Annotated in this window: 10 protein-coding genes; 6 read left to right on the plus strand and 4 right to left on the minus strand. The window is 34.6% G+C overall.

The features are described from left to right. Positions 1-110 precede the first annotated feature (110 nt). Positions 111-1,049, minus strand: coding sequence for a LysR family transcriptional regulator (locus CST_RS08830; protein ID WP_015359542.1), 939 nt, complete (start codon positions 1,047-1,049; stop codon positions 111-113). Between the two features lie 336 nt (positions 1,050-1,385). Further along, positions 1,386-3,416, minus strand: coding sequence for a methyl-accepting chemotaxis protein (locus tag CST_RS08835; protein ID WP_015359543.1), 2,031 nt, complete (start codon positions 3,414-3,416; stop codon positions 1,386-1,388). A gap of 439 nt (positions 3,417-3,855) precedes the next feature. Here CST_RS08835 and CST_RS08840 point away from each other — a divergent pair, with 439 nt between their 5' ends. Next, positions 3,856-5,319 (plus strand): ArnT family glycosyltransferase, encoded by a 1,464-nt coding sequence (locus CST_RS08840; protein WP_015359544.1) that lies wholly within the window; start codon positions 3,856-3,858, stop codon positions 5,317-5,319. Positions 5,320-5,582: 263 nt separating this feature from the next. Here the strand turns inward: CST_RS08840 and CST_RS08850 are convergent, their stop codons facing one another. Together CST_RS08850 and CST_RS08855 are read right to left on the minus strand one after the other, a co-directional pair. Further along, positions 5,583-5,846 (minus strand): (2Fe-2S) ferredoxin domain-containing protein, encoded by a 264-nt coding sequence (locus CST_RS08850; RefSeq protein WP_081594904.1) that lies wholly within the window; start codon positions 5,844-5,846, stop codon positions 5,583-5,585. Between the two features lie 362 nt (positions 5,847-6,208). Beyond that, positions 6,209-6,640 (minus strand): flavin reductase, encoded by a 432-nt coding sequence (locus tag CST_RS08855; RefSeq protein ID WP_015359546.1) that lies wholly within the window; start codon positions 6,638-6,640, stop codon positions 6,209-6,211. A gap of 284 nt (positions 6,641-6,924) precedes the next feature. Between CST_RS08855 and CST_RS08860 the strand changes: the two genes are divergently transcribed. The 5 genes from CST_RS08860 to CST_RS08880 all read left to right on the plus strand — a co-directional run bounded on the left by CST_RS08860 (position 6,925) and on the right by CST_RS08880 (position 13,476). Continuing rightward, on the plus strand, positions 6,925-7,311 hold the full coding sequence (locus CST_RS08860) for a CRISPR-associated endoribonuclease Cas6 (protein WP_015485061.1): 387 nt from the start codon (positions 6,925-6,927) through the stop codon (positions 7,309-7,311). 93 nt (positions 7,312-7,404) lie between these two features. After that, a complete protein-coding gene (gene cas8a1, locus CST_RS08865) occupies positions 7,405-9,036 on the plus strand; it encodes a type I-B CRISPR-associated protein Cas8b1/Cst1 (protein ID WP_242823544.1) in 1,632 nt (543 codons plus the stop codon). Further along, complete coding sequence (cas7i, locus tag CST_RS08870; protein WP_015359549.1) at positions 9,029-9,952, plus strand: type I-B CRISPR-associated protein Cas7/Cst2/DevR; 924 nt, start codon at positions 9,029-9,031, stop codon at positions 9,950-9,952. The genes cas8a1 and cas7i overlap by 8 nt, the downstream gene beginning before the upstream one ends. Positions 9,953-10,016: 64 nt before the next feature. Next, positions 10,017-10,727, plus strand: coding sequence for a type I-B CRISPR-associated protein Cas5b (cas5b, locus tag CST_RS08875; protein WP_015359550.1), 711 nt, complete (start codon positions 10,017-10,019; stop codon positions 10,725-10,727). Positions 10,728-11,262: 535 nt separating this feature from the next. Beyond that, on the plus strand, positions 11,263-13,476 hold the full coding sequence (locus CST_RS08880; RefSeq protein ID WP_015359551.1) for a CRISPR-associated helicase/endonuclease Cas3: 2,214 nt from the start codon (positions 11,263-11,265) through the stop codon (positions 13,474-13,476). Positions 13,477-13,785: the final 309 nt, after the last annotated feature.

The raw sequence follows: 13,785 nt of genomic DNA on the forward strand, positions 1-13,785 counted from the left end.
TTTTTTTAAACCTCGTTACTTTTACGGAATATATGGAAACCTTAGATACTTTGCGGAATAAAAAAACCGCCTTTCCGCGGTCAAAATTTACTTCTCAGGATTTTTACTTTTCAGGCTTCACTTCTGTTAAACACTCTCCGTTTTGCCTTCACCAGTTCTTCGATAAACATCTTGTCCAAATCAGAGAGTTTATAATCTTTCCGGTGTATCAGCACGTCCTTGAATTTCCGCTTATTATCGGCACATGTACGTTCCACAAGTCCGTAACGATCAAGCAAATCCTGCGGGGTCGGGGAAACCCACATATAGGTGTTAGGGTTTTTTGACAGCAGTTCAAACTGACTACACCGTTCGAACACAAAAATCCGGCAGCCCTCATGCTCCGGAAATTCCTCCCTTTTAACAGCCGACAGGGGAAGAGACGGCACATACGGATCGCCATGGGCAATTTCACAATATGATTTCAAACTATCAAATGTTATTCTATCCAGTCTGGAAAGAGGACAATCTCTGCTCATAAGCAAAACATAGCTGAACTCCACAATAAGCTCGCTTGAAAGTTCCTTTTCATCCAGCAAAGCTTTATAATAGCTGTCATACTGCTCGTTATAACGGAGAATACCCAATTTACAATCTTCTTTCAGTATGCTGTTTATCACCCGGTATGCATTTGTTTCTTTATAAAAAATTTCAGTTTCCGATTTGGGATCTATTCTTTTTGAAAACTCTGCAAAAGCATCGGCAATATAACTGGCCCGGGGAACCGAAATGGAAAACTGCCTTTTTGCCGTTATTCCTTCTTTAAATATTGTTTCAATATCGTCAATTTGTTTCAGAATTTTCTTTGCATAACTGATAAAAAGTTCCCCCTCGGGCGTTAAAAACATTCCCCTGGCACTGCGCTCAAACAGTGTCACCCCAAGAGTATTTTCAAGCTCTTTAATCGCGCGGCTCAGTGCCGGTGCGCCGACAAGCAGCTCTTCCGCCGCTTTATTGATGGATCTTGCTTCAGCCACCGCCAATGCATATTTCATATGTAGAAGCTTCATATACAAAAGCCCTCTCTTTTTTCTGTTTGATACATAATTTTAAAACAGGTTCAGTAAAAACTCAATTCCTGCTTATACAAAAAGTACCAGGAATATTTCACCGGATGATTTTAGAGCTTTGTTTCGGGAGTATCCGTTTTATTATAAATTTCATGTTTGTGACCATGGGCCGGTCCATCAGGATACTTATAAAGTATGTCAATTCAGAATCGGATTACATCCTCCCGGCATATATCCATATATACCCGCTGCATTGATGTATCTGTTATAAAAACGGCCCCGGCGCGCTGAACCACCGGAGCCGATCTGTATTTATACCTTCCATGCCTTTATTCTCTATACTTTAAGTTTTGCAACCAACTGCTTCAACCCTTCCGCAATTCCGGCCAAATTCTCCCCAAAATCGGCTATTTCCTGAATTACGGCAGATTGTTCTTCCGTAGAGGCAGATGCCTGTTCCGTTCCGGCTGCATTTTCTTCAGAAATTGCCGACAGACTTTCAATTAACTCTATGATTTTGTTTTTATGTTCCGTCATGGCCTCGGATGAATCATTAAGATTATCAATTATGGATTTTATGACATCTATTGCTTCTGCAATTCCACCGAACTTATCTTCGGTCTGTTTTACACTTTCATTTTGTGCGTCAAAGATATGCTTGACTTCATTCATTGTCTCAACCGCTGACTGGGACTTATTCCTGATTTCATTAATTACCGCACTTATAGCGCTGGTAAAACTGTTTGTTTGTTCTGCCAATTTTCTGATTTCGTCAGCAACGACGCCAAAACCTCTTCCGGCCTCCCCTGCCCTTGCCGCCTCTATTGCGGCATTCAGAGCCAGAAGGTTTGTCTGATCAGCAATACTCTTAATCATTGCGCTGGCTTCTTCAATTTTCTCAGCACTTTCATTACTGCTTACTATAACCTGATAAATTTCATTTATGGCTTCGTTACTCTTTTCAGTCTTTTCAACAAGTGCTCTGAGAATTTCATTACCGTCCTCTTTCTGTTTCTCAATTTTCGCTGCGGCGCCATTAAGTTCCTGAATATATTTCACATCCTGCTCAAGCAAATTACCCAACTCTCCTATGTTGTCCGCTATGTTCTCGATGTCTTTTGCCTGCTGTACCGCGCCTTTTGCAATTTCCTCAACCGTTTTTGCAACCTCTTCCGATGTATTAGCCGCCATCTTTGTCCTTTCGGACAACTCTTCGGTCATACCTGCAATGTTCTTTGAGTTCTCAGAAATTGTATTAACAATATGTTTCAGTTCTTCAAGAACGTTATTATAATAGCTGCCCATTTTTCCTATTTCATCTTTGGTCCTTACTTCAACCGGCCGGGTAAAGTCGCCCTTTGCTATAAACCCAAGGTTGTCGACAAACTGTTTGATGCGTTTGGTAAAAGAAGCACTGTAATAAGTTATGAATGCAGATGCTAATACAATGGCTCCTATGGTAATCAAAATTACCCCTTTAACACTCTCCTTTACAGATGAGAACAGTTCTTCGTTCGGAGCCATTACAACCAGTTTCCAGCCGGTGCCTTTAAGTGTTAAATAATATGCTTTAAAATCTTTTCCGTCGAATTTGACATACTCCGAGCCTTTGTCATTGCCCATTATCTTATCTGCCACTGGGCCAAAATTCCCGTCGTCTTTAATATTTTGATTAATAACCTTGTCAGAGTCTTTGTGGGCAATGAATTGCCCGTTTGAATCAAGCAGAAACGCAAAACCGCTTTTTTCCAACTTCACTTCAGAGACAATTTTTTGTATTGTTGTCAAATCATAGTCAGCGGATACAACCCCAACTATGCCTCTCTCCATATTAATTGGTACGGCTGTGGTTATCATTGTAATTCCCAATGTTTCGTCATAATACGGCGCTGTCCACGCTACTCCGTTTCCGGCATTCACACCGGCGATATACCATTCCTTATTATGATAGTCATATCCTTCTGTTTCATATTCCTCCGTATATGCCAGCGAATCACCGTCCTTGTAAACATACGGTCCAAAGTACTTTGTATTATTATCATACGCGTACTTTTCAAGCCACAACCCGGACCCCAGTGTATTGGCGTTTAAAGAAACCATTTTCTCAATAATCGCTTTGTAGTCGGCTTTTGTCAACTTATTTCCCTGCGCTTTGTACACCGAAGCTATTGCTTCTGCGATTCGTCTGTGGGATGTGAATTCGCGTTCAATAGATTCATTTATTTTTTCAAGGGATGTATCTATTCTTTCTTCTATTTGCCGCTCCAGCCCTTTTTTCGACTCAAAAACCGAGACCGACGAGACCAACAGCGTTGCCACCAGTATAATGGGAATAAACGCAATTAACATCTTCGTTCTGATGCTCATTGAAATCATTCCCTTCAAATTGATTCGACATTGTACGTCTGTTAAACTGTTGAAATTGCTTATCTATGAACTATTTGTATTTATCTTATATGAGAAAAACTTTAAGGTCAATAGAAATAAGTCAAATTTTGATAAATATCTTTGTTATTCGACAGATTACGATAGTCTTATCAAAATTTTTGTCTAATATGCACGATAAAACCAGCAGCCGGATTCCAATATCGTCTTGTAAAGGGAATTAATGCCATTTTTATGAAATGAAAAAAATCACCCATTAAAAAACAGGCCGCACTGTCCTGCTTTATTGATGAAAAATATACAAAATCAAAAGATACTAATTTATCTTATTAAGTTGTAATTTTATGCCATTTTGTTAAAATATATATACATATAATGTTAAAAAGGGAATGTATTATTTGTTTATATATTAAAACTCTATATGAAAGAAGGCGTTGGCTTGACGAAGCTTGTTTGTTTTTTAAAAAAAATTCTACGTTACGTTGAAATTGTTATTGTCGGCTTATTATGCATTCTACTGACTGTTAATATCTTTAAGGGTGTTAATAAATCCCTGCTTGTAGTATTGGTTTATTCTCTTTTTTATGCAGCAAGCCTCGTTACAATATATTTTCTCAGGGAGAAGTTTTTTGACGGAAACGTGGTAAAACGGTTTATATTTATTTTATCAGTATCGGTATTTATCCGCTTTTTGGCTGTTTATTTCTTAGGATTGACACCACAGGGCGATTATGCGATTTACCTTTCCGTTGCAAGGAAAATTAAAAACGGAAATCTCGACAATAAATTATATTTTGGCATATTTCCCCATGCCCTTAACTACCCTATTTTTATTTCATTGTTTTACAGGCTGTTAGGCGAAAGAACGTGGTTACCGAGGATCATAAATTTGATTTTCGGTACTTTTGAGGCAGCCTTTGGAACATATATTATGGAAAAATGCACGAACCCTCGAATTGGCATGATCGGAGGTCTGGCGATAGCATTAAATCCTTCGATTATTACATTTACTTTATTGTCCGGTGGCGAACCGATATATGCGTCAATCATCATAACCGCCGTTTTCTTTTTAACCGTGGGGTTCAACAGCAAAAAGCAACATTTCTGGATTGTTGCCGCCGGAATCACCTGCGCGGTAGCAAACTTTTTCAGGCCGACGGGCATTATATTAATCATCGCCTCTATACTTGTAATATTTCTTTACAGTAAAGTAAAGATAACAATAAAAATTAAGCAGTCATTATTGCTGGTATTTTCTTTTGCGGTGATTGTTTGGGCTACGGGTTTTGTTACATCTTCGGTAAGCGGATACACAAAGCCTTCATACAGCTTCGGATGGAATTTATTTATCGGGGCAAACGAACAGACACAAGGGAGGTGGAACGAAAAAGACGCAGAATTGTTTGACGAGGTGAAAAATAATTTGGGCGACCCGTCTGAAATCCAAAAGCACTTTTTCAAATTAGGCGTTGAACGGTATAAAAATATGGGAATGCGTGTAATTCCGCACTTCAGAAAGAAATTGGGTGTTTGGTTTGACGAAAGTTATGTTTCAAGAGTTATAACAGAATGGCAAACACAATACACAAGATTTAAGTCCGGCGATTTGCAACAAACCTATTCTTTAATAATAAATCTTTATAACATTTTAATTATGTCAGGAGCCATTGCCGCACTGCTTTTCTTATCATTGGAAGAAAAGCCTCCGCTGATACTCAAGATAATTTCTTTTTATATGATCGGTTCAATAATGCTTTTTATGGTGATTGAAACCGCCGCCCGCTATAAAGGAGCTTACTATTCCGTACTTACAATATTGGCAGTATACGGTTACTGCAAAACCGGCGGTTTTATAAAAAAACGCTTAAGCCGGAATAATCAGTAAAGGCGAAAAACCCATATGTAAAAATGTTCTCACGTACGCGGAAGGGAAATTACTATAACTGTGAAAAATCAAAAGCGCGTAAAAACCTTCGTACTCAGCATCACCGGAGCCGGAAACCGGATATTTCCATTGGCTTCGTACCGGAACAAAATCTGCCGGTCAATACAACATCGTTTACCGACTCCGGACAGGCTTTTAAATGACGGAACAGCTAAATACTTATTCTTGCAGAAACCAGCAAGCTTTGTGAGCACAAAAACTCCTTATTTCACGCACTCCAGAACATTTTTGTTAAAGAACTCTTCTACTGTATCGTGGGACACGGAGCAGACTTTGTCATCCACTGCCACACAAACACCTTTTAGGCATTCGCCCATACAGAAAGTTCCTGCAAGTTCAACCTTATCCTCAAGATTATATCTGCGAATTAGACGCCTGAATTCCTCTACCACCTGGCGAGAACCCTTAATGTGGCATGATGAACCAATACATACCGTAATTTTCATATTCCTTTTCTCCTTGTTCATAATCTTCATTATGAGTCCAGGAATAAAAATTTCTCTTCCCGGATATTCTCACAAGCCAACAGGCAAACATGTTTCCATATATTTATAGTCTAAAAATATATCCTTATAACTTAGACTGTTATAATTTTAACAAACTTCTGTCTATCTGTGTAGAGTTTTTTCAATTTGGTATTAAAATTTTTAAGACGCTCAATTTTTTTACTAAAGAATTCCCTTAAAGACATGGTTTTTGCATTGACAAGCTGACTATGAAAAAGAAAACAAATAAAAACACTGTATATATCGTCCATCAAACGCTTTTTTCGGATTTTACGTTTAATAAAAAAAGACAAGAGAAGCGTTCGTTCCCTTGTCTTTTTTGACTACCGAATTGTCAACATAGGCTTATCACTTTTTGTGAATGATTTTATAAGGCCGTATACCAGACTATCCTCTTCTATCCCGGGCAAATGCAGTACATCTATTACTTCAATCACCATATTGACGCTTGCGCTATTGATTAATATCGCGGAATTGTTTAAGGTATAATCTATGTTTAAAAACTTGTCCACTTCATCGGAATGATTATTCCCTAAAATGTTTACAACATTCTCCTGCTGAGTACTCAACACACTCACACCGATAATATCACCCTTTGAAATGTTTTTTCCGGTGACACTTTGAGCGCCAATAAGCATCACAATTTTGTCGTAATCAACCTGAGTCGCCCACGAACAAATCATTCCGTATTTACGGCCGTTTTTCTGAAAACAAACAGCATTGGCACCATAGTTGAAAGCTCTGAACTCCGCCATTTTTATAACTTCCTTTCATTGTTCTGTTTAGGGCATTTTAATCCCTGAAAATATTATAAGGAATTACATCATAAAATTAAACTTCATCAACATTCAGAAAATTTCATAAAACCCAACCGAAAGTTTTTTGCTCTAAAGCTTTAAAAATAGTACTTTTAAAGCAATTGTATGTATTTTTCCGACTGATTACCTTTACCGATTTTTCAAATTACTTGTTTAATTTTTTTGATTTTTATGCTATATTTGTAGTTAAACAATAATAATGACAAAAGGTGTCTATAGAAATGGATATCAGCGTTAAATTTAGATTAAAAAATAATAGACTGCCTTTAGAATATAGAAAATCAATAATCAGTTTTTACAAAAATATTTTATCTAATTACAAAGATGGAAAGTGGAAGGACAAATTTTATAAAAATCAAGATCCTATTCAAAAAAAATTTAAGACAAAAAATATACATGAAATTAAACCGTGGATGATTGACGAACTGGATATAAAATTTAATAACAATGAAGTAAAAAAAATTATCGTGACTCATTACGGAATTAAATTTCCTGTAACCATTGGGTGTTTTTACTTGAAAGGTAATCCTGTTTTACTTAATTTTTTGCATTGCTCAGGTATGGGCAGCAGGACTTCCAGCGGATTTGGTCATTTTAAAGTGATTTAACAAGGGGTGTACCTCATGCCTCAAATCACTTTGCGATTAAATAACTTTTTATATAATGCCAGTATTTACGGCTTTATACAGGTATTAAAAACCATGGAAAATGATTTTCTTGATGTTAACTATACTATCAAAGGAAATACATTAACGTTTTCCAGTGACGTCTTTGAAAATTTCACAGAATACTACCTAAAAACCTTAATTAATAAATTTGAAAAAGATACAAATTATTACATGATTATTGATAAATATCATGCGCTCATATCACATGATTTTACAGAAGATAGCTCTCAGTATAAAGAGTTTCTTAATTTTTTGAGCAGTAAATTAAAAAAATTTAAGGGTTATGAAATTATTAAAAAGAGAAATGAAAAAACAGACATATTAAACACATTAGATTTGCTTAAAAGAAAAGATATAGATTTTGATACAAAAAAAATTTATCTTAAGGAAATTGTGGAGTGCCTTGAAAAGCACAAAGACATTTTCTTATTAAAAGATATAGTTAATACAAAAGTAAAACTATTTTGGGATAATATTGCTTTTCTTAATAATAACAATAAAAATAAAGAAATGTCCGATTGTTATAAAAATACATTTATTGACCCCGTAATACAATATCTTAATAAAAAACAGAGGAAGAGTGCCAATCAATGCATTGAATGTGGCAGGAATGTTTCTTCCCAAAAAGAAGGTTCGATGAGATGGTTAAATGACGTAGGAGTAGATATAAAAAGGAAAATATCTAACTACTGGAATTTTAATCCGGATATTGTGGTGTGTCCTATATGTAAAACAGTTTATTCGTGCGCTCCATTAGGTTTTTATATTGTGGGAAACAACGCCCTGTTTATAAACAGCAATACAAGTATTGAGGCTATAATTAGAATGAATAACTTAAACTTTAAAATGAATACATTGGTCGACATTGAGAACGCCGTTTATTACAGTATTGCAAGAGCATTTAACTATTTAAGCAATGTAGAATCCGCCAAAAAGCAAGCAAACTCAAATATACAAGTTGTAAAACGTGTGGCATATAAAAATGGAACAACGTACCAATTTAATATTATTGTTCCTTCGGTTTTAACAGTCTTAAGTGAAAGAGAAAAAGAATTTAGGCAATTATTGAATAAATACTATATGTTTAGTCAGAAAGCAAATAAAAAAGAACCAAGAAAGATAATTAACATATATGATAAAACCATAGAAAATATATTGAATAACAGGGACTTATATATGCTTTTATATGACATTCTGAAGGACGCATTGGATTCCAGTCAGAAAGTTGATTTTCTTTATGCAGTTTTAAAGGTTCAAATATCAAATTTAATGAAAGGGGTCACCGGAATGGAACGAACGGAGCGAATTAATAAATTAGAAAAAACAACATTTTTTTTGAGAAAGTGTGGTTTAGAAATAAAAGGCACCTTTGCGGACAACAATGAAATCCAAGAAAGCGGAAAACTTAAATCTTATATTTATAAATTATTAACTGCTTTAAGAATAAATAATGTATCTCTATTTATGGATACAGCAATAAGAATCTTCAACGATACTAAAAAGGAAATACCTATTACTTTTATTAATATGCTTAATGACCAAAATCAATTCAAAATATTGGGTTATGCATTTGTATTGGGATTATTAGGACAAGATGATGTTAGCGATAAAAATGAATTTAATAATAAAAATTTAACAGAAAAGGGTGAGGATGAGAATGAATAAACCAGCACTCCACTTGGGTATTATTACAGAAAATATTAGTATCAACTATGGAGAAGGTTTTGGTAACGTTGCAACTTTAAAAAAATTTACCAGAAGTGACGGGACTGAATATCCCTACGCCTCTCCGCAAAAATTAAGTTACTGTATTAAATCGGTTGCAAATTTTATAGATACACCTGTGGAAAAATCAGGAACAGGTAAAACAGTCTGGCAATTTTCAAAAAGTGCGACCATAAAAGAATATCCTGAGATTGATTTTTCAGGATACTTAAAAACAGAGAGTACAAGTAAAGGTGAGAAAAAAAACGAAGCAGAAGCCGAAGATAATAAAAGCGAGGGCAGCCGTTCGCGAACAAAGGTCCTTCGTGTAAGTCCGTTAATTGCTTTAGAACCTTATAGAGCAGATATGGACTATCAAACAAATTTGTCTCTTGTTAAACGTGGCGGTGGTGAAGGCAGTAACATCGTCCAAAATGAAATTCAATATTCTTACTGTACCTATACAGTATCTGTGGATTTAGACAGATTGGGAATTGACGAAAATGATAAAATAAAGCTTCCCAATGATGAAAAAATAAAAAGGATGAATGTAATGCTGGATGCAATTCAGTTCCTCTACGCCGATATAAAAGGCAGAAGAGAAAATTTATCCCCCATTTTTGTCATAGGTGGCATTTACAGGAGGAAAAATCCGTTTTTTCTCAACCGTATTAAATTTACCGAAGGACATAAGTTAAACATCATAATGCTCAAAGACACAATTAAAGATGCAGGAATTCAAGAAGATACAATAGTGGGATATCTCGATACTTCATTAGACAACAATGAAGAAATTATAAATGAATTCAATCCAATGACTATTGGGGAATTTTTCAACGAACTGAAAAAACGGGTGGTAAAAGTATATTCAGAGTAATCGGTGGAAACCAATTTGTATTAACAATTCAGCAAGATAACTACTGAAAGGTAGGGAAATCCGGTTGAAAGGAATAAGGATTGAAATAGAACAACCTTTTGCTTCATACAGTGTACCGGGAAGTTTTCAATTAAGGGAAACATTTCCTTTACCTCCTTATTCTACGGTAATAGGGATGGTTCATAATGCCTGTGGATTTAAAAAATACGTAGATATGGATGTTAGTGTCCAGGGAAATTGGGCATCCGTATGTAATGACATATATACCAGATATGAATTCAGCCCTAACAGGCAGTTTGAAAAAGAACGCCACCAAGGATATTTTGAGGAAAATGGCCGAAAATACGGAGTTGTAATTGGAGTAGGCCATGTGGAACTATTGGCAGATGTTAATTTGCTTATTCATATTGTTCCTAAAAATCAAGATATCGTTGAAACAATATATAATGGATTATTGTACCCGCAAAATTTTCTTTATTTGGGCAGAACGGAAGATATAGTTAGAATTAACAGTTTGGAAACAGTGGATATAATAGAGGAAATATTGGATTATGAAGAAATTCTGAAATATAATGCATATATTCCTGTAAGTTATAAGGTAGAAAATGAAATCGGAACTATTTACAGACTGAATAAGAAATATATAATAAATAAAAGTCAGACGAGATATTGGGAAGAACGAATAGAAGCATTATTTGCGCCCAAAGAAAAAGAATTAACTATTGGAACTAAAATTTACAAAGACAGTAAAGGTGATTTAGTTTTCTTGGCGTAACATCTGTCGATCATTAATAACCACTATGTTGCAGAGGCTCGACAGATCAATGTAAAACGCAAAATACAGCAATTTGAAAAAATAAATAAAAAACATATTAAGTTTTTTACAGCTTAAATTTACCGTTAGACAGAAACAAAAAGCACAATATTTGGTGCTGAATATATCTATCGGGACGGGGTTAATAATTAACCATTATGGAATGTAAATGCTGTTCAGCAATCCCTTCGCATCATACGGTGTTGCGTTAATAATTAACCATTATGGAATGTAAATAGTGTGAGTTACGAGCTTACAATATACGATGAAGAAGTTAATAATTAACCATTATGGAATGTAAATTTGTTTATAGCCTTTTCAAATGTGCAATGCAATATAGTCAATAATCAACCATTATGGAATATAAATGAATCAAGCAAATTTCGTTCTATTCTGGATGCAAATTTATATTTCGATATAAAATACGATGGAGCCACTTGTTAATAATTTACCATTACGAATGAAAACAGTTATTGCGATGTCAGGAGAATAAACTATGGAGTATTATGCTAAATTGAACCCGACTCAAACCATTCTTGAGCATACACAAAAAGCATTGGAACTTTATAAGCAACTAAAATTATTATATTCCCGCCTTTTGTCCAATGAGGAATGGGAACTTCTTGAACTTGCCATAATATGCCATGACTTAGGAAAAACTAATGCCTTTATGCAGAAATTCTTTTACCAAAAACTTAATATTCCTTTTCCCTTGGCATTAGAGCATAATATACCTCAAATTTATCATAACCACCTTAGCTGTGCTTTTATAGATTATAAAGACGTTATTAGCAAATACGGACTTAAAAATTATAAAATTCTCTGTAATTGTATATATTATCATCATAATAGGCCTGAAACCGATAAAAAAGTGCTGAAATATTATATTAAAAATTGTTTACCTAATGATATTGAAAACTTTAATTTTCCACTGTTGGCATATAATTTTAGGTCAAAACTAAACTGTGAATTCACGCCATATATTGACATATATAATAATGGCCTCTTTACTGATTTCGAAAACTTTAAAAGATATGTGATGATTAAGGGCTTATTACATAAAGTTGATTATTGTGCAAGTGCTGGTATAGACATTATTGAGGACAATACCCGAGACGAAGACGGATTATCTGCTGCGGAAAAAATAAAATGCATTTACCCTAACCTTAGAGACATTCAAATCTATATGAATGCTAATAAAGATAAAAACCTGATAATTGTCGGTTCCACCGGCATAGGAAAAACAGAAGGAGCTATTTTGTGGATAGGAGAAGAAAAAGGATTCTACACCTTGCCTTTGCAAATTGCCAATAATTCAATTTATGCCAGAATAAAAGACAAAATTAAGTATAAAAACGTTAAGCTTCTTCATTCAAACGCCATTTCAACTTATATAAGAGAAGAAAAAGAAAACGGAAACACTGATGCACAGGAAGAGTATCAAAAGGCAAAACTTTTCTCCTCCCCTCTTACTGTTTGTACAGTTGACCAAATATTTAAATTTGTTTTTAAATACAATGGGTTCGAATACTTATTGGCTACCTTGGCATACTCAAAAATAGTAATAGATGAAATCCAAATGTACAGTCCGGAAATCGTAGCCAGTATTTTATACGGTTTAAAATTGGCAACCGGCCTTGGGAGTAAATTCGCGATTATTACCGCAACATTTCCACCTATACTTGGAGATTTAATGGAAAGATATAAAATCCCATTTAAAGGGCCTGTATTTTTCCATAAACCAGGCTTACCTACAAGACACCGTATAAAATTTTTTGAAAACAGAGATTTCGATTTAGAACTAATTATTGATTTGGCCGAAAGATACAAAGTTTTGATTATTACAAACACTGTATCAAAAGCTCAGAAAATATATGAAAAATTAAAAGACAAGGTTAATACGTGGATAATACATAGCAGATATATCAGAAAACATAGAAGAATGCTGGAAAATAAGATATTGGAGTTTGCCCCGAACAAAAAAGACAGAAATAGTAATCCCGGTGTGTGGGTATCAACACATGTTGTTGAGGCAAGTTTGGATATAGATTTTGATTACATACTTACTTCTATGTGTAGTATTGAAAGTCTGATACAAAGAATGGGAAGAGTATGGAGAGACAGGTTATATGATGCCGAAACGCCAAATGTCTATATATACGATAACCACGATGGTCTCAATTCTGTCATAGATTCTCAGATCTATTCTTTTTCATGTAATGCTGTTAAAGCATATGATGGAAAATTATTATACGAAACTGATATTCAAAATGATAAACAGGCCATGATGGAAATGGTATATGACAGGAAGAAAAATCCTGATATTTTATCGTCAGAATATTTCAAAGAAATTGTTAAGCGAATTGATAGCCTTGATAACCTTCTTCCTTATGACTTAAAAATCAAAGAAGTTGTTAAACTTTTCAGAGGCATCAATAGTATTACCATAATACCGAGTTCCATCTATAGCGAACTAAAAAAATCCGGTAAAATCAGTGAATGGGAATACAAGCTGAACCAAAACATTTCAATGAAAGAAAAACAATCAATTAAAGATGAAATAAATGAATACACTTTAGAACTTCCTTGGTATGACAAGGGTAATCTTATCATACAGGAAAATATCATTTACCCTCATAGTGACATTAATTTATGGAATGGTGAATACGATTTCGATGAAAACACATTAAAAGGAATAGGGTTAATTTAATTGCTCACGGATATTTTCCTGTCCTATTTTCTGAAAATTCATTTGTTCTGTCCTTTCATTAAATCGTATATATTTTCTTTTAAGTTTTTTGAGAATTTTGTATATTTTGGGGTTCGTTATTCGGCACATACTACCGGTTACTATCTATTAGAAAAGACTTATACATCACTTATATAAGAATTAGATAGTTTGCGTAATCAAACTGAAAATTGATTTACGAAAAAATTACTTCCAATAAAATAGAAAAAGCTGCCGCTTCCACTTAATAGAGGTTAAAGCGGCAGCAAAACTTTATTTCTTGGAATAAGT

This window comes from Thermoclostridium stercorarium subsp. stercorarium DSM 8532 (assembly GCF_000331995.1).
GTDB classification, from domain to species: Bacteria; Bacillota; Clostridia; order DSM-8532; family DSM-8532; genus Thermoclostridium; species Thermoclostridium stercorarium.